Below are 16,319 nucleotides of genomic sequence, written 5' to 3'. Positions count from 1 at the left end.
GCCATGACCGAAATCCATCTCAAGAACGTGCGGAAATCCTACGGCGACGTGGAGGTGATCCACGGCATCGACCTTCAGGTTCATTCCGGGGAATTCTGCGTCTTTGTCGGCCCCTCCGGCTGCGGCAAGTCCACCCTGTTGCGGATCATCGCGGGGCTGGAGGATATCACCTCGGGCGATATCGAGATTGATGGCACCGTCGTGAACCACAAAGGTGCCGCAGATCGTGGCCTGGCCATGGTGTTCCAGTCCTATGCGCTCTACCCGCATATGACGGTCTACAAGAACATGGCGTTCGGGCTGGAAAACTCCAAGATGCCGAAGGCGGAGATCGACGATCGCGTGCGCAAGGCGGCGGAGCTTTTGCAGATCACCGATTACCTCAATCGCAGACCCAAGGCCCTGTCGGGTGGCCAGCGGCAGCGGGTTGCCATCGGTCGCGCCATCGTGCGGGACCCAAAGGCGTTCCTGTTCGACGAACCCCTGTCCAATCTGGATGCGGAACTGCGCGTGACGATGCGCAAGGAACTGTCGGCGCTGCACGCGAATATCGGCGGGACGATGATCTACGTGACTCACGATCAGGTCGAGGCGATGACGCTGGCCGACAAGATCGTGGTCCTGCAAAAAGGCGTGGTGGAACAGGTTGGCCCGCCGCTGGAGCTCTACAACAAGCCCTGCAATGCATTTGTGGCCGGTTTCATCGGATCGCCCCGCATGAACATGTTCCAGGGAATCGCCGTGCGCGACGAAAACGGGCTGGCATTGAATGTCGGGGGTGCGCTTCTGGCCATACCGGATGTTCCGGCCCTTGCGGATGGCGACAAGGTCACGCTTGGAGTCAGGCCCGAACACATCGCGGTGCATGCGGATCACAGCGGCGAGCTGTCCGCGTCTGTCAGCGTGACAGAGCAACTGGGCGGCGAGACCTATCTGTATTGCGACGCGCCGGGGTTGCCGCAGATCACGGTCCATCAAGGCGGCCAGTTGCCCTTCCAGCGGGGCCAGGCCCTGTCGCTAAGCTTCGACCGCGCCCGGATGCATGTCTTCGATGCAGACGGCAAGGCCGTGGCAAACGGGTTGTCGACATAGGCGGGCCGGGATTGCACCCGCGCTTGGGTGTGTAGCAGCCCTGCTGAACCGTTTCGCGCGCGGTCGCCAGAACATGCAGGCATTCTGCACAAGGAGCCTATCTGCTTTCGCAGCCGCCCTTTCAGGTGCGTGCGCCATTCATCGTGGCGCAGATTGTCTCGAATCTCGGTAAGTACTTGGCTGGGGTGGTAGGATTCGAACCTACGGTACACGGTACCAAAAACCGCTGCCTTACCGCTTGGCTACACCCCAACCGTGACGCGCTAGTTACGCCGCCCGCCGCGCGGGATCAAGACCTTTCGGTCAAAAAATCCGGTCCCGTTCGACTATTCCTGCGGGGCCTCTCGGGTCAGAAGATCGTCATGCGCCGTTTCGGCCCGTTCGGCGTCTACAATCCGTTGCAATTCCTGCATATCCTCGGCGTGAACCGGCATCGCAACAACCGGTGCGACCTCGTCCCGCGCGTCGCCGGGGGCTTGGGCGCTTTGGGCCGGGGCGGGGCGAATCGTTGAATCGGTGATCAGGCGGTAGGTCGGTTCCGGCAGGGTGATACCCGCCTCTTCGAGACGAGCCTTGGCCAGCCGGATCGCCTCGCCTCGTGCCATGAACAGGCCGGTTTCGTGCTGCTTCACCCAACCGGCGGCGGTGATGGTGATGTTGCTGTCGCCCACCTCATCGACCCAGGTCGAGGGGCCGGGAGTTTCCAGCAGGTAGGGCAGTTCATTCAGTGCGCCAAGGATGATTTCCTGTGCTTCGGCGATATCGGCATTCGCGTCGACCCCGAGGGTGAAGGTGAATCGGCGTTCATCGTTGCGGGTGTAGTTCACGATCCGGGAACTGAAGACCTTGGAATTGGGAATGCGGATGTGGTTGCCGTCGGGTGACAGCAGAATCGTGGCGCGGCTGGTCAGGCGGATGACGTGGCCCGTGTCGCCTTCGATTTCCACCAGATCCTTGGGCCGAAAGGGTTGACGCATGGACAGCATGATGGAGGCGATGAAGTTTTCCACGGTGTCCCGGACGGCGAAGCCGATGGCAAGACCCACGATCCCGGCGGCCCCGAGAATGGTGGAGAGAAGCGCTGTCAGGTTCAGCAGGTCGAGCGCAAGGACAACGCCCAGGACAACGAAGAACAGGCGCACGATCTGGCGGTAGATATCGGCGATGAAGGCATTGGGGGCCATCCGGTCCCACGGGTTTTTCAGGCGGGCGATCAGGTAGCCGGCCCAGGCAACCAGAAGGCCGGCGAAGACCGCAACCAACAAAAGCGGCAGGAAGGCGACTGTCTGCTCCAGCCTGTTCCAAAGCCGCTCGACGGCGGGTGTCAGGCGCTCGACCACATCCGTGGTCTCGCTCACCTCGTTTTCGATCGCAACGACGCCCTCGACCCGCGCAACCAGGCCGGTCAGCGCCTCTGCGGTGGCCGCGTCCAGCGTGGTGCCGCGCAGCGTGACGATGCCGTCCGAGACATAGACAGCGACATTTTCATACCCGTCGAGCTGGTGAATGATTTCACGGATGCGCACAGCGATGGCGGCATCTTGCTGCACGGAGTTTTCGACGGAAATGGTGGTGTCCGGTTGCGTGGCCTCCTGCGCTTGGGTGATCAGGGGCATGGCGAGGAACAGCAGGATCAGGAAAAGGCGCATGGCATATCTCGAATGGAAAGGGCTGCCGAAAGCGTAATGTGCTTCGGCAGCCCAAGAAAGCGTGACATTGCGGCGGGGCGGGCCAAAATCCTTGCAAGGATTTTTAAAAGGATCTTGCAAGATCCTTCCCCGCGCCCGTGTCAGATCGTCTGGTCGTAGTCTCCGACGCCGGGTTCCGTGCGGATCACCGCATCGAGATCGTGGAATATGGCGCGTAATTCCTCTTCGCTTGCCGGGCTTTCGCAGACCACCACGAGATTGGGCGTATTGGAGGAGGCCCGCACAAGGCCCCAGCCTCCGTTTTCCAACATCACGCGGGCGCCGTTCACCGTGACCACATCCACGATCTTCTGCCCGCCGAGCGTTCCGCCCTCTGCATGGCGCGCGACCAGCTTCTCCACCAACCGCTCCAGCACATCGTATTTCTCGGTATCCGCGCACCAGGGCGACATGGTGGGCGAGGAATAGGTGACCGGCAGCGCGCGGCGCAGGTCGGCCATGGACATGTCCGGATTGCGGTCGAGCAGCTTGCAGATCTCCACCGCCACGCGCATACCGCAGTCGTAGCCTCGGCCAATGGGTTCGGCCAGGAAGTAGTGCCCAGATTTCTCGAACCCCGCCAGTGCACCCAGTTCATGCACCCGGCGCTTCATATGGCTGTGACCGGTTTTCCAGTAGTCCGCCTTGGCACCATGGGCCTTCAGCTCCGGGTCCGAGGCGTAAAGCCCGGTCGACTTTACATCGGCCACGAAGGTCGATCCGGGGTAAATCTTGGCCAGATCGCGGGCCATGATCACGCCCACCTTGTCGGCGAAAATCTCTTCGCCCTCATTGTCCACCACACCGCAGCGGTCGCCATCCCCGTCAAAACCGAGCGCAAGGTCCGCGCCGTTTTCCGTCACCGTGGCGGACATGTCGTGCAGCATCTCCATCGCCTCGGGGTTGGGGTTGTAGTTGGGGAAGGTGTAGTCGAGCGCGTTGTGGGAGGGGACGACCTCGACCCCCAACCGCTCGAACAGCTCCGGTGCAAAGGCCGAGGCGGTACCGTTCCCGGTCGCGCAGACCACACGCAGTTTGCGGGTCATTTTGAAGTCACCCACGAGGTCATCGAGATAGGCCTCGCGCACGCCTTCAACGAATTCATAGCCCCCACCGGGCCGCGCCATGCCTTCGCCGCCAAGTACGATGTCACGCAGACGTGCCATTTCCACCGGGCCATGTGTCAACGGGCGCTGAAAGCCCATCTTCACCCCGGTCCAGCCATTGGGGTTGTGGCTGGCCGTGACCATGGCCACGGCGGGCGCATCCAGATGGAACTGCGCGAAATAGGCCATGGGGGACAGGGCAGGACCGATATCCTTTACCTGGATGCCTGCCTGCATCAGCCCCAGGATCAGAGCATTCTTCACCGACAGGGAATAGTCGCGGTAATCGTTGCCCACTGCGATGACCGGCTCGATACCGGCCTCATGCATCTGGGTGCCAAGGCCGAGACCAAGCGCAGTGATGCCCGGCAGGTTGATCTCATCGGGGAACTTCCAGCGGGCATCGTATTCGCGGAAGCCCGTTGGCGCGATCATCGGGTCACGCAAAAAGGCCCAGGTATTCTGGGTGACGTCGGAATGGGGTTTGGTCATGAAAGGCTCCGTAAGATCTTAGAGTCGAATCGGATCGGCTTTTGCCAGCCGATCGAACTGCATCAGACTGTTCACAAGGGTCTGCATCTGGGTCAGAGGGATCATGTTCGGCCCGTCAGAGGGGGCATTGTCCGGGTCTTCGTGGGTTTCGATGAAAACCGCCGCAATGCCAAGCGACACGGCCGCGCGCGCCATCACCGGGGCGAATTCACGCTGACCGCCGGAGGATCCGCCCTGACCGCCGGGCTGCTGCACCGAATGGGTCGCGTCCATCACCACCGGATAGCCGGACTGCGCCATGATCGGCAGGCCGCGCATATCGGCGACCAATGTGTTGTAGCCGAAACTGGTGCCGCGCTCGGTCAGCAGCAGGCGGGTATTGCCGGTGCTTTCCAGCTTGCTGACCACATTGGCCATGTCCCATGGGGCCAGGAACTGACCTTTCTTGACGTTGATCGCGGCCCCGGTTTCGCCTGCGGCCAACAGCAGGTCGGTCTGGCGGCACAGGAAGGCAGGGATTTGCAGGATATCGACGGCCTGGGCCACTGGCGCGCATTGCGCCTCGGAATGGATATCGGTCAGCACCGGGCAGCCGAATTCGGTGCCGATCTTCGACAGGATGGTCAGACCCTCGTCCATGCCAACGCCGCGCTTGCCGCCGAGGCTGGTGCGGTTGGCCTTGTCATAGCTTGCCTTGAACACGTATTGCGCACCGGCTTTTTCGCTGGCCGCGACCATCTGCTCGGCAATCATCCGGGCGTGGTCCAGTGTTTCCAGTTGGCATGGACCGGCAATGACCGTCAGGGGAAGGTCATTGCCGGTGGTGATCTTTCCGATCGAAACATGTTTCATGGGTTAGGCGGATACCTGTTCTCTTAGGATGGAGGCCGTCATCGACAGCATCAGGTAAATGCCAGAAAAGATCAGGAAGGCAAGCAGCGTGTTTTCCAGCTTGCGCGGGAAGGCAGCCTCGTCGGGGGCCACCGGGTTCACGCTGATGGTCAGGTAGAGCGACTGTCGCTCGGCTTCCAGCCGCGCGCCTTCAAGCGCCTGCAACGCCTGGCTCAGCATCAGTTGGCGGGTTTGCAGATCGGCCTGTGCCACGGCAAGTTCCGAGCTGATGCGCGCCAGCGAAACCTGGCTGCTGGCATCCTCGGTCATCGAGGACCGCAGCTCCTCGATCAGGGCCTCCAGCCGGGCAATATTGCGTTCGGCCACTTCCACGCGGGTCTGGTTCGGGCGGTCGACCGACAGCAGTTCATCCAGGCGCAAACGTTCGTTCTGCAACTGGATCTCGAAGGTGGAGATCTGGTTGAACAGGGCCCCCACTTCCGCCTCCGAGCTCAGGATACCTGTCTGTTCCTGCAGGTTGACCACGCGCAGCTGCGCAGAGGCGAGCGCGTCCTCGGCGGCGTCATAGCTTTCGCGCGCTCCGGCCATCTGGTCATCGCGCAGGCGGTGCGACATCTGGTCGACGCGTTCCTCGGCATAGCGCAGAAGCGCCTGAGAGAAGGCCGCCGAAAGTTGCGGGTCAGCGGCCAGAACCTCCATCCGGACCATGCCTTCGGTCGGGTCGTATCCGATGGTCAGATTGCGCGAATAGAGCGCGTAGAGGTCTTCGGTCGAGGCATCGGGAGCCAGTCGGTTCAGCGGGTCGATATCAGGGGCCGAGAAGTGCTCTCGCAGGCCCAGTTCCTCGTCCAGCAGCAGCATCGCCTCGCGGCTTTCGAGGAAGCTTTGCACCGCAATGGAATCCTGGACCGTGGCAAAGGTGGTGCCACCGAGCAGCCCCCCAAGGCCGCCCGCCGGGCTGGCACTTTCCGCTTTCTGGATCTGGAACAGGGTCGTGGTCGCGTACATCGGCGTCGCGACGTTGTAGTAGTAATAGCCCACCAGCATCGTCGGCAGCATCACGAAGGCCATCAGACGCGCGAACAGCAAGAGCAGCCGCTTGCGGCGACGGGCGGCGATATCGCGCTGCATGCGCAGGATTTCCTGCGCGCGGGCGGCGTCGTCCAGCGTCGGCGGGGCCATGGCCGGGGCGGTCTGCGGTGCGGCGGCCGGAACGTTCGGCTGGCGGACGGTTGCGGGCAGGCGCGGTTGCGCCTCGGCGCGCTGCTGGCCGTCATTGACCACAAGTTCCAGCATGTTGGACCGTTCGAACGGGTCGATCCCCTGCCGGCGCAACAGCCGCACCGCGTCGAAATCCGACGCCGGTTGCAGCCCGTGTTTCTGCGCGGTGCGCCGGGCCATCCGCAGCTGGCGCCCGGTCAGCCCCTCGGATCGGATCGCGGCAAGCTCTTCCTCGATGGACATGCCTTGCGTCTGTCGCTGAGCGGGCTGTTGCGGGGATGCGGACTGCCCGGCCGGTGCACCTGCCGTCGGGAACCGCATGTTGCCGAAGCCGTCATCCGTCGGTGCGTCGAGCGAGTCGTCGGCCACGCGGCGCGTTTCCCCCGCGGGGGCCGTCGGACCGGTGCGCCGGATGCGGAATTTCTTACCCCTGGGTTTCATAGTCATAAAGTCTCTTAGCCTCTTCGAGCGAGTCGAACTGGTAAAACTGGCCGTCCTTCAACACGGCGGCGCGTCTTGCGAATTTTTCCAGCGTTTCCGCCTGGTGGGACACGATGATGACGGTTGCCGATTTCAGGCGTTCCGCAAGGATCGTGCCCGCCTTGCGGTTGAAATTGGCATCCGTCGTGCGCGGCATGCCTTCGTCGATCAGGTATATATCGAATTCCAGCGCCAGAAGCAGCGAAAACTGGAACCGGGCCTTCATGCCTGCGGAATAGGTGCCGAGCGGACGGTCGAAATATTCCTCCAGGTCGCAGACCCACCGGCAGAACGCCTCTACATAATCGGGATCCAGCCCGTAGAGCTGTGCGATGTAGCGGCTGTTTTCCGTGGCGGACAGGTTGGGAATGACCCCACCCATGAAGCCAAGCGGGAAGGAGATGCGGCAGCCGCGGGTGATTTCGCCCTCATCGGGCTTTTCCAGCCCCGCCATCATGTTGATCAGCGTCGTCTTACCGGTGCCGTTCGGGGCCAGAATGCCAAGCGATTGCCCCATCTCGACACGGAAAGAAGCCCGGTCGAGGATGACCTTGCGCTGTGTGCCCGTCCAGAAGGACTTTGAGACATTCGAAAACTCGAGCATGTTCGCCCTGTATTGCTGCCATCTACGGCCCCGATTCAAGAGTTCAGGGCTTCTATCGGATAATCTATCTATCCATTTGGGCGCTATTATGTCCGTTAGGGCAACGATTTCAAAGCTCTTCGGGTGAAATATGACAGGATTGCGTCATTTCTCCTAACAAATCACCCCCATGGCAGGGCAATGGGGGCGTGTTCTTAATCTTTGCGGGCTGGATGGCCCCTTCCAAACGCTGCGCAAAGGGTTGCAACGGATTGCGGAAGGGACCGTTTCGCAGGCTTCAAGCGATGAAGCCCCAGCTCAGACCGGCAAGAATGGCGCCGACCACGGCAAAACCCAGGTAGGCCGCGAAGATCTTGGGTTTGACCAGTGCCCAGACCGCCACCGCCGCAGGGATGCAGCTGACACCACCCGCGATCACGAAGGCCATGGCCGCGCCGGGGCTCATCCCCTGTTCCAGCAGGCCCGCGATCAGCGGAACCGCGGCATAACCGTTCAGATAGGCCGGTGCGCCAAGGATTGCGCCAAGCAGGATCGGGCCGATGCCATCGCCGCCAAGTGCGGTGCCGATCCACTCGGCGGGCACGTAGCGGATCAGCAGCGCCTGCAACAGGTAGGCCAGCAGCAACCACTTGCCGAGGAACAGCAGGTTGTCCCATGCAGCGCGGGCAAACAGGGCCCTGCGGTCTGCCTCCTGCCAGAAGCGCCAGTTGAGGCTCAGTTTCTTCGTGCCGCAGCAGGATCCGCAGCCCGTCGGCGTCTGTGCCTTCAGCGGGTCCGCAAGCAGGGCAGTGCCAGACAGCAGCATCAGGCTGAAGCCACCGAACAGGCCGATGGCAATGGCCGCCACGGTCTTGGCCAGGGCGAAGTCAAAGCTGATCGCACCTGCGGTGATCGCGAACATGGCCGGGTCCATCAGGGGGGAGGCCAGCCAGAAGGCCATGACCGCAGACAGGGGCGCACCGGCGGCCAGCAGGGCGGCGACAAACGGGATGACCTCGCAGGAACAGAAGGGCGACAACCCGCCTGCGAGTGCCCCCAGAACGATCATCCGGACCTCGCGCCCCTCGAACGCGCCTTCCAGCAGCCGTTCTGACCCGGTTGCCCGCATCACGCCAATGGCGGCAACGGCAAACAGGATGAACGGGCCGGTATGGGCAAGGCTGGTGAAAGCTTCGGCTATCGAGGGGACGAAGGCCGCCCGATCCAGCATGAAAATGGCCAGGGCGATAGCGACGCAGGTCAGCAGCACCTTGTCGAATCGGGTCCATAGGCCGCGCAGCGGGGCAGGGGATTGCGTGAGATCAGCCATGATGGGCTCCTTCAATATGGCCGCCCTGATCGGCGCAGCATTCTTGCAACAGGTAGTCCGAGAGGCGGCGGATCTCGTCATAATCCACCGCGCAGATGATCCGGCGTCCGTCGCGCCGCTGCTGTAGAAGACCGGCGGACACCATTTGTTTGAGATGGTGGGTCAATACCGATCCGGTGATCCCCACGGCCTCACCCAGTTCCCCGATCGGCAGCCCCTCCGGCCCCGCACGAACAAGCCGCCGCAAGATGGATAGCCGTTGCTCGGACCCAAGCGCCGCAAAGGCAGAGGCCGCGAATATGAGGGCGGGGGGGGGAGTGCTCTGTTTCATGATTCTATAATTATAGAAATAACGAAATCTTGTCCACCCCCAAGCGCGCGTGATTTTTCGGTGTCGGTGCTCCTGCACGATTCCAGCCATGGGCGCCGTCGGGTCGGTACAGCAGGCCGGTTGGCCCTTTCCTTTCCGGGCGCATCGCGCTTTCCTGCCGGTATGAGCTTTGATCAACTGACACAAGAGATCACCCGCTGCCGCCTTTGCTCCGACCGCTTTGCGGCAACTCAGACGGCCCATTCGCCCCGCCCGGTGCTTTGGGCAGGGCCTAGCGCGCGGCTTTTGATTGCCGGGCAGGCACCGGGGATGCGGGTGCATCGGTCAGGCAAGCCCTTCACCGATCCGTCAGGGGATCGGCTGCGCCAGTGGATGGGGGTGAATGAGGACGTCTTCTATGACCGGGACCGGGTCGCGATTGTCCCCATGGCCTTCTGCTTTCCGGGATATGACGCGAGGGGTTCTGATCTTCCACCGCCGCCGATCTGCGCAAGGACATGGCGCGCTCGGGTGCTGGATCTGCTGCCGCAGATAAAACTGACGCTATTGATCGGGGCGTATGCACACGGCTGGCACCTGCCGGGCAAGGCCACTGTCACCGCCCGCGTCGCAGCCTGGCGCGACCATGCGCCCCGCGTGATCCCCTTGCCCCACCCGTCCTGGCGCAATACCGCGTGGATGAAGCGGAACCCGTGGTTCGAGGCAGAACTTCTGCCCGCCCTGCGCGCCCGCGTCCTGGAGGTGCTGAAGCCATGACCGAGACAACCCCGATTGACGGCGCGCTTGCCGCGATGAATGCCGCGCCCGAGGATGATGCAGCACGGCTGCGCTTCTACGAGCGGTTGGCAGATAGCGAACTGTTCCTCGCGCTTGCGGAGGACGCGGGTGGCGATGAGATCACTCCGCAGGTCTTTCCTGTTGAGGATGCCAGCTATGTGCTTGTTTTCGATCGTGAAGAACGTCTTGCCGAGTTTGCCGAGGGCAGCGCACCCTATGCGGTTCTGTCGGGCCGGGGCTTGGCGGCGATGGTGGCGGGGCAGGGCATTGGATTGGCGGTGAACCCCGGTGCCGAGGCTTCGATCCTCGTACCATCCGAGGCGGTGGACTGGCTTGCCGCGACCCTGGCCGAAGCCCCGGACGAGATCGAGGAAACGCCCGAGGAAATCAGCGCGCCTGTCGGATTGCCGGAGGCACTAATCACGGCGTTGGATGCAAAACTTGTTACGGCTCAGGGACTTGCGCGGTTGGCGTACCTGTGTGGCGTGACCTACTCGGGCGGTCGGAAATCGCATCTGCTGGCTTTTGTCGATCCGGTTCCGGGGGCGGAGCCGGCATTGGCGCGGGCGGCGGGAGAGGCGTTGACGTTCTCGGGAATCGAGGCCGGGGTGATGGATGTGGGCTTCTTTCGGGCGTCAGATCCGGTCTGCGCATCGCTGGCGAAAACAGGGCTTCGCTTTGATTTGCCAGAGCCGGAAAGACCGGAACAAGTGCCGGGCACCGCGCCGGGGATGGATCCGGGGAAGCCACCGAAACTGCGCTGATACCGGGGGATTTGGCCGGTCACCATGCGTACACCCCCTGTACACCCCCCGTACACCCCCCGTGCAGACGAAACGCCGTTTTGCCGGGCTCAGTAACCCGCGGACCGGTCCACGAGATGCAGAAGGGGCGCGCTGGATTCGGACCGCCGGATGTTCTCGGCGATGACTTCCGCTGCCGTTTCGGGCCGGGTTTCCGACGCGATATGCGGGGTGACGGTGACCTGTGGATGGTGCCAATAGGGGTGATCTGCGGGCAAGGGTTCCACCCGGAAGACATCGAGCGTGGCATGGGCGATCTGGCCGCTGTCGAGCGCCGCAAGCAGCGCCTCGTCGTCGATCAGCGGGCCGCGTCCGGGATTGATGACGAAGGCCCCGTGCGGCATCGCGGCCAGGGTGCGGGCATTCAGCGTGTTCTGGGTGGCGGGCGTATCGGGCAGGAGGAGCACCACGATCTCGGCGCTGGACAGGCAGTCGATCAACCCATCCTCCCCGTGAAAGCAGGTCACGCCGGGAATGGACTTGGGACTGCGGCTCCACCCGGTCACGTTGAACCCGAGCGCCAGAATCGTCTCAGCGCAGGCTGTGCCAAGCTCTCCCAGACCCAGGATCGCCACGGTCCGGTTGCGGGCGAGCGGCGGCGCCACCGGATCCCACAGGCCCGGTGCGCCGGTGATGTGGGCATCCATCCCCAGATGATACCGCAGCACATGGCCGGTCACCCATTCGCGCATCCCCTCGCGCAGGCCGGTATCGACCATCCGGCAGAGCGGCACGGTGATCGTGGGATTGCCGATAATCTTTTCCACCCCGGCCCAGAGGCTGAGGATCGCCTTCAGCCGGGGGAAGCCCGAGAAATCCTGAAGGTCGCTGTTGGGGGCGTAGACGATGTAATCGACCTCCTCCGGGGGGGCCTCGGTCACCACGCGGAACTCCGTGAAACCGGCGGCGGCAATGGCGCGGTTGAGCGGGGCCTCGTACTCGCCCCAACTGTCCGGGCGGGCGGCGAAAAGAATGGTCAGCATGTCAGATCCTTCAGCGGGGGCGGTGCACATGTGCTGACTGAACCAACCCGAAAGCGGCCATGAGCACAAGCATTGCCGAGCCACCATAGCTGACCAGCGGCAGCGGCACCCCCACGACGGGCACCAGTCCCATCACCATCGACATGTTGATGGCGAAGTAGAGGAAGAACGTGGCCGTCACCCCAAGCGTGACCAGCGAGCTGAAACGGTCCTTCGTCTGGATCGCGGTGACGATGCAGAACAGCAGGATCAGCAGATAAAGCCCCAGAAGCGAGGCCGCGCCGACGAAGCCGAACTCTTCGGCCAGCGTGGGGAAGATGAAATCGGTCTGTGCCTCTGGCAGGAAGTCGCCGCGGATCTGGGTGCCCTGCATGAAGCCCCGGCCTGTCCAGCCGCCGGAGCCGAGGGCAATCTGGCTCTGGGTAATGTGGTAGCCCGCGCCGAGCGGGTCCGAGGACGGGTCCAGAAACGTGTCGATCCGGCGATACTGGTAGTCCTGCAAAAGTTGCCAGGCGGTGCCGCGAGAGGCGAAGACGGCGGTCACGATACCGCCTGCCGAGGCGATGACGGCGGCGAAATAGGCCCAGTGGACGCCCGCGCAGAACATCACCGCCGCGCCGCCTACAAGGATCAGCAAAGCGGTGCCGAGGTCGGGCTGGATGAAGGTCAGGAAGGTCGGCAAGAGGATGATCGCGACCGGGATCAGCACGTAGAGCGGACGAGAGACCTTGCGGATATCGAGCCAGTCGTAATAGGCGGCCAGCAGCATCACCACGGTGATCTTGGTCAGTTCCGACGGTTGCAGGCGCATGAAGCCGAGGTCGATCCAGCGCTGTGCGCCCATGCCGACGGTGCCGAAGAACTCTACCAGCAGAAGCAGGATCAACGACAGGCCATAGGCCAGCGCCGAGACATTGCGCCAGAACCAGATGGGGGTGAAGGCGACGATCATCATTGCGGTGAGGCCGAGCGTAAAGCGCTGCATCTGCGGCCCGGCCCAGGGGCGCATGGAGCCACCGGCAACGGAATAGAGCATCAGGAAGCCCACGCAGGCCACCGCCGTCAGCAGGAGGATCAGCGCCCAGTTCAGGTACAGCACCTTGCGCAGCCCCGTCGGCGTGGCCTTCTGGGTGTATTCAAGATAGCTCATGCCCGGACCTGGCCCGTGCTTCGCAGGACTTCCAGCGGCAGCAGGTCCATGTTGTCATGCATCTCTTCGATCTCGCGCCGCAGACCCACCGGGTAGGCCGAGAGCGGCGGCAGTTCGCCATACATGGCGCGCAGCAGCAGATCGCGGGCAATGGGGGCGGCCACGGCCGATCCGCCGCCGCCATGTTCCACCACGACGCTGACGGCGTAGCGCGGGTTTTCGACGGGGGCGTAGCCCACGAAGAGCGCGTGGTCGCGGCGCTCCCAGGGCAGATCCTCGTTGGCGGTGACCCCGGCCTCCCGTTCGGCGGCGGTGATGTTGCGGACCTGACTGGTGCCGGTCTTGCCGGCGATCTCGTATCCCTCTTCGGTGACGCGCGCGCCAAAGGCCGTCCCCCGGCGGAAATTGGTCACCGACCACATGCCCTGGCGGATGACGTCGAGATGCGCTGCGGGAATATCCAGCTCGGCGAAGGAATCCATCCGTCGATTGACGCCGTTCAGGGTGCGGACCAGTTGCGGCAGGATCTGCCGCCCGGTGGCCAGGCGGCTGGTCATGACCGCAAGTTCCAGGGGCGAGCTGAGCACCAGTCCCTGCCCGATCGAGGCGTTGAGCGTGTCGCCCACCACCCATTCGCTGCCCCGGTTGGCCAGCTTCCATTCCCGAGACGGGATCAGCCCCGACGCGACACCGGACAGGGGCAGGTCGTGGCGCATCCCAAGCCCGAGACGGCGGGCCATGGCGGCAATCGCCTCGATCCCGACCCGTTGCGCCAGATCGTAGTAGTAGACGTCGCAGGACTGGGACAGCCCGTCGACCATGTTCATGCGCCCGTGACCGCCCCGGCGCCAGCAGTGGAAGCGGCGGGTGCCCAGTTCCACGAAGCCGTTGCAGGTGATGGTTTCCTCGGGCTCGATCACCCCCGCCTCAAGCCCGGCCAGCGCGGTGACCATCTTGAAGGTGGACCCCGGCGGATAGAGGCCCTGCACGGTCTTGCTGGCCAGCGGGCGATAGGGGTTTTCCGTCAGGCTGCTGTATTCGGCGACCGAGATGCCGCGCACGAAGAGATTGGGGTCATAAGAGGGCGAGGAGGCCAGCGCCAGCACCTCGCCGGTCTCGACCTCCATCACCACGGCAGAGGCGCTTTCATTGCCAAGCCGGGCCTGTGCATAGTTCTGCAAGCCGGTGTCGATGGTCAGTTGCAGGTCACCGCCGGGAACGGGCGCTTCGCGGTCCAATTCGCGCATGACGCGCCCGGCGGAATTGACCTCGACCCAGAGATTGCCCGCCTCGCCGCGCAGATCCTGTTCCATCCGCGCCTCGACCGCGTAGCGGCCAACCTGGAAATCGGGGGTTTGCAGGATCGGGTCGGTGTCGCCGGTGCTTTCCAGATAGTAATCCGATACCGGGCCCACATAGCCCACGACATGGGCGAAATCGGCGCCGAACGGGTAGATCCGCGACAGGCCCACCTCGGGCGTGATGCCGGGCAGGGCGGGCGCATTGACGGCGACCGAGGCGAATTCGTCCCAACTGAGCCGGTCCGCCAGTGTCACGCGCACATGCGGCGCGCGGGCCATCATGTCCTCGCGGGCGCGGTTCAGCGAGGCCATGTCGATATTGATGATATGCGACAGGCGGTCCAGCACCGCGTCCACATCCTCGACATTCTCGCGCACCATCACCACGGTGTAATTCTGTTCATTGTCGGCCAGAAGCTGCCCGTAGCGGTCATAGATCAGCCCGCGCGCGGGTGGCAGCAGGTCGATGCGGATGCGGTTTTCCTCGGCCAGCAGGCGGAAATCATCGGCGCGTTCCACCTGAAGATAGCGCATCCGGGCGGCGAGGATGCCGCCTGTCAGCAGCATGAAGCCGCCCATGATCATGGATCGCCGCGTGATCTTGCGGGCGCTGTCCTCGGCTTCTTTCTGGGATCGTTTCATGGCCGCCCGGGCTCTGATTCCACTACCGGCAACTTATCCAGTCCCAAGGCGAATTTCGAGACCAAGACAACCAACGGGTAGATCACGATCGTGGCAAGCCCTTCCATCAGCGACAGGCCAAGGCTTGGCTGGTCGGCCAGAAGCACCCAGAGGATCAGCCGCTGCCCGAGCACCATGGCCAGAATGCAGCCCGCAACCATGCCCCATTCAAAGAGAAACGGGGTTTCCGCGATGCCAGCGCGGCGGTTGCGCAGGTATTCGCTGGCCCCGATGGCGAGCGCGGTCCACAGGCCCGGCGGGCGTTGCAGCAGGAAATCGCCGAGCAGCATCAGAAGCAGGATCAAACCGACCGGAACCGCCATGGGCTGGCGCAGCACCCAGGCCAGCGTGAGGCAGAGGATGAAGTCGGGGCCGGGCAGGCCCGGCGTGCCGGTTTCCAGCGGCAACAGGCGGTAGAAGATAATGGCGAGGCCAAACAGGACATAGATGGCCCGATAGCCCCAGATCCGGCTTTGCGCGTCCTCACCCATCGGTGGCCTCGTCCGGGGGGGCGGTTTCGGCAGTGGCCTCGGGGTTGGGGGCTGTCTCCTCTGCTGTCGGCAATGGCCAGGGCGGGCCGATCAGCCCGCCGGGGTCGGACAACGACGTGCCCGGATGGCTGCGCATCACCCGCAGGAAGTTCAGGCGAGAGAAATCGGCAGAGGGGCGGGCGCGCAATCGCCCGTCGCGATCCACCACCACATGACCCACCAGCAGGCCAGGCGGGAAGACGCCGCCATCGCCGGAGGTGACAATCCGGTCACCCGGAGAGATATCCTCGATATCCTCCAGGAATTCCAGCAGCGGCAGGCCGGTATTGTCGCCCATCAACAGCGCCTGCTGGCTGGAGGGCATGACCGTGACCGGAACGCGGCTGGCGGCGTCGGTCAATAGCACCACGCGCGCGGTGTTCTGGCCCACGCCCGAGATGCGCCCCACAACGCCGAGCCCGTCCATCGTGGCCCATCCGTCCAGAATGCCATCGCGTGCCCCGACATTCAGCAGAACGGACCTGCGGAACGGGCTGCCGCTGTCGGCCAGCACCAGCCCGGTCACATAGGTCAGTTCCGGGTCCAGCTGCACCCGGTTGAGATCGAGCAGGCGGGCGTTTTCCTGTTCCAGCTGCAAGGCCGCTTCGCGCCAGGATCGCATCTGCTGCAGCTCGCGCCTGAGTTCCTCGTTCTGCTGATAGAGCCGCGTGTAGGATTGGAAATCGTCCACCATCCGGCCAAAGGCGGTGACCGGGGCCATGACCCATTCCAGATTCGGCACGATCCGGTCGGTGATGGCGCTGCGCAGCCGTTCGACGCGGGGATTGTCGATCCGCCAGATCAGGACCATGACCGCGAGGCACAGGAACAGAACCGCCAGCAACAGGCGCCGGACGGGTCTGATGTGGCTGCTGTCGGAACGCTCTCGGGCCATGGGATCCTGTTAACGGGGCCGCGG

General features: G+C 63.6%; 15 protein-coding genes and 1 tRNA gene. 3 read left to right on the top strand and 13 right to left on the bottom strand.

Annotated features, from left to right (window positions below):
• Nucleotides 1-3: 3 nt before the first annotated feature.
• On the top strand, nucleotides 4-1,092 hold the full coding sequence (locus RBB16_RS09070; RefSeq protein WP_306045857.1) for a sn-glycerol-3-phosphate ABC transporter ATP-binding protein UgpC: 1,089 nt from the start codon (nucleotides 4-6) through the stop codon (nucleotides 1,090-1,092).
• A gap of 177 nt (nucleotides 1,093-1,269) precedes the next feature.
• Here RBB16_RS09070 and RBB16_RS09065 read toward each other — a convergent pair.
• The 8 genes from RBB16_RS09065 to RBB16_RS09030 all read right to left on the bottom strand — a co-directional run bounded on the left by RBB16_RS09065 (nucleotide 1,270) and on the right by RBB16_RS09030 (nucleotide 9,175).
• Nucleotides 1,270-1,344 (bottom strand) — tRNA-Gln (locus RBB16_RS09065).
• A gap of 74 nt (nucleotides 1,345-1,418) precedes the next feature.
• Nucleotides 1,419-2,741 (bottom strand): mechanosensitive ion channel family protein, encoded by a 1,323-nt coding sequence (locus RBB16_RS09060; protein ID WP_306045856.1) that lies wholly within the window; start codon nucleotides 2,739-2,741, stop codon nucleotides 1,419-1,421.
• 140 nt (nucleotides 2,742-2,881) lie between these two features.
• A complete protein-coding gene (locus RBB16_RS09055; RefSeq protein WP_306045855.1) occupies nucleotides 2,882-4,378 on the bottom strand; it encodes a phosphomannomutase/phosphoglucomutase in 1,497 nt (498 codons plus the stop codon).
• A gap of 18 nt (nucleotides 4,379-4,396) precedes the next feature.
• Complete coding sequence (kdsA, locus tag RBB16_RS09050; protein WP_306045854.1) at nucleotides 4,397-5,230, bottom strand: 3-deoxy-8-phosphooctulonate synthase; 834 nt, start codon at nucleotides 5,228-5,230, stop codon at nucleotides 4,397-4,399.
• A gap of 3 nt (nucleotides 5,231-5,233) precedes the next feature.
• Nucleotides 5,234-6,898, bottom strand: coding sequence for a capsule biosynthesis protein (locus RBB16_RS09045; protein ID WP_071689334.1), 1,665 nt, complete (start codon nucleotides 6,896-6,898; stop codon nucleotides 5,234-5,236).
• Nucleotides 6,876-7,535, bottom strand: a complete 660-nt coding sequence (locus tag RBB16_RS09040; protein ID WP_306045853.1) for an ABC transporter ATP-binding protein — start codon at nucleotides 7,533-7,535, stop codon at nucleotides 6,876-6,878. The genes RBB16_RS09045 and RBB16_RS09040 overlap by 23 nt, the downstream gene beginning before the upstream one ends.
• Before the next feature lie 277 nt (nucleotides 7,536-7,812).
• A complete protein-coding gene (locus RBB16_RS09035; protein WP_306045852.1) occupies nucleotides 7,813-8,844 on the bottom strand; it encodes a permease in 1,032 nt (343 codons plus the stop codon).
• The gene (locus tag RBB16_RS09030; RefSeq protein ID WP_306045851.1) at nucleotides 8,837-9,175 is read right to left on the bottom strand and encodes a metalloregulator ArsR/SmtB family transcription factor; all 339 of its coding nucleotides are present in this window, start codon (nucleotides 9,173-9,175) and stop codon (nucleotides 8,837-8,839) included. Before RBB16_RS09030 ends, RBB16_RS09035 begins: the two co-directional genes overlap by 8 nt.
• A 162-nt stretch (nucleotides 9,176-9,337) precedes the next feature.
• Here RBB16_RS09030 and RBB16_RS09025 point away from each other — a divergent pair, with 162 nt between their 5' ends.
• On the top strand, nucleotides 9,338-9,931 hold the full coding sequence (locus RBB16_RS09025) for a uracil-DNA glycosylase family protein (RefSeq protein ID WP_306045850.1): 594 nt from the start codon (nucleotides 9,338-9,340) through the stop codon (nucleotides 9,929-9,931).
• Nucleotides 9,928-10,716 carry an SseB family protein gene (locus RBB16_RS09020; RefSeq protein ID WP_306045849.1) on the top strand — a complete coding sequence of 263 codons (789 nt, stop codon included), beginning with the start codon at nucleotides 9,928-9,930 and terminating at the stop codon, nucleotides 10,714-10,716. The genes RBB16_RS09025 and RBB16_RS09020 overlap by 4 nt, the downstream gene beginning before the upstream one ends.
• An 89-nt stretch (nucleotides 10,717-10,805) precedes the next feature.
• On the opposite strand, the gene RBB16_RS09015 is transcribed toward RBB16_RS09020, so the two are convergent.
• Genes RBB16_RS09015 through mreC form a run of 5 tightly spaced genes read right to left on the bottom strand, consistent with a single transcriptional unit; the run spans nucleotide 10,806 to nucleotide 16,295 of the window.
• Nucleotides 10,806-11,738 carry a glyoxylate/hydroxypyruvate reductase A gene (locus RBB16_RS09015; RefSeq protein WP_306045848.1) on the bottom strand — a complete coding sequence of 311 codons (933 nt, stop codon included), beginning with the start codon at nucleotides 11,736-11,738 and terminating at the stop codon, nucleotides 10,806-10,808.
• Nucleotides 11,739-11,748: 10 nt separating this feature from the next.
• Complete coding sequence (gene rodA, locus RBB16_RS09010) at nucleotides 11,749-12,888, bottom strand: rod shape-determining protein RodA (RefSeq protein WP_306045847.1); 1,140 nt, start codon at nucleotides 12,886-12,888, stop codon at nucleotides 11,749-11,751.
• The gene (mrdA, locus tag RBB16_RS09005; protein ID WP_306045846.1) at nucleotides 12,885-14,831 is read right to left on the bottom strand and encodes a penicillin-binding protein 2; all 1,947 of its coding nucleotides are present in this window, start codon (nucleotides 14,829-14,831) and stop codon (nucleotides 12,885-12,887) included. Before mrdA ends, rodA begins: the two co-directional genes overlap by 4 nt.
• Nucleotides 14,828-15,361: a hypothetical protein gene (locus tag RBB16_RS09000; protein WP_071689325.1), complete on the bottom strand. Its 534-nt coding sequence runs from the start codon at nucleotides 15,359-15,361 to the stop codon at nucleotides 14,828-14,830. The genes mrdA and RBB16_RS09000 overlap by 4 nt, the downstream gene beginning before the upstream one ends.
• Nucleotides 15,354-16,295, bottom strand: coding sequence for a rod shape-determining protein MreC (gene mreC / locus RBB16_RS08995; protein ID WP_306045845.1), 942 nt, complete (start codon nucleotides 16,293-16,295; stop codon nucleotides 15,354-15,356). The genes RBB16_RS09000 and mreC overlap by 8 nt, the downstream gene beginning before the upstream one ends.
• Nucleotides 16,296-16,319: the final 24 nt, after the last annotated feature.

The sequence above is a fragment of the Nioella sp. MMSF_3534 genome, assembly GCF_030732985.1.
GTDB lineage: Bacteria > Pseudomonadota > Alphaproteobacteria > Rhodobacterales > Rhodobacteraceae > Nioella.
The sequence above is the reverse complement of the archived record's forward strand: the minus strand, read 5'-3'. Positions and strand labels throughout refer to the sequence as shown.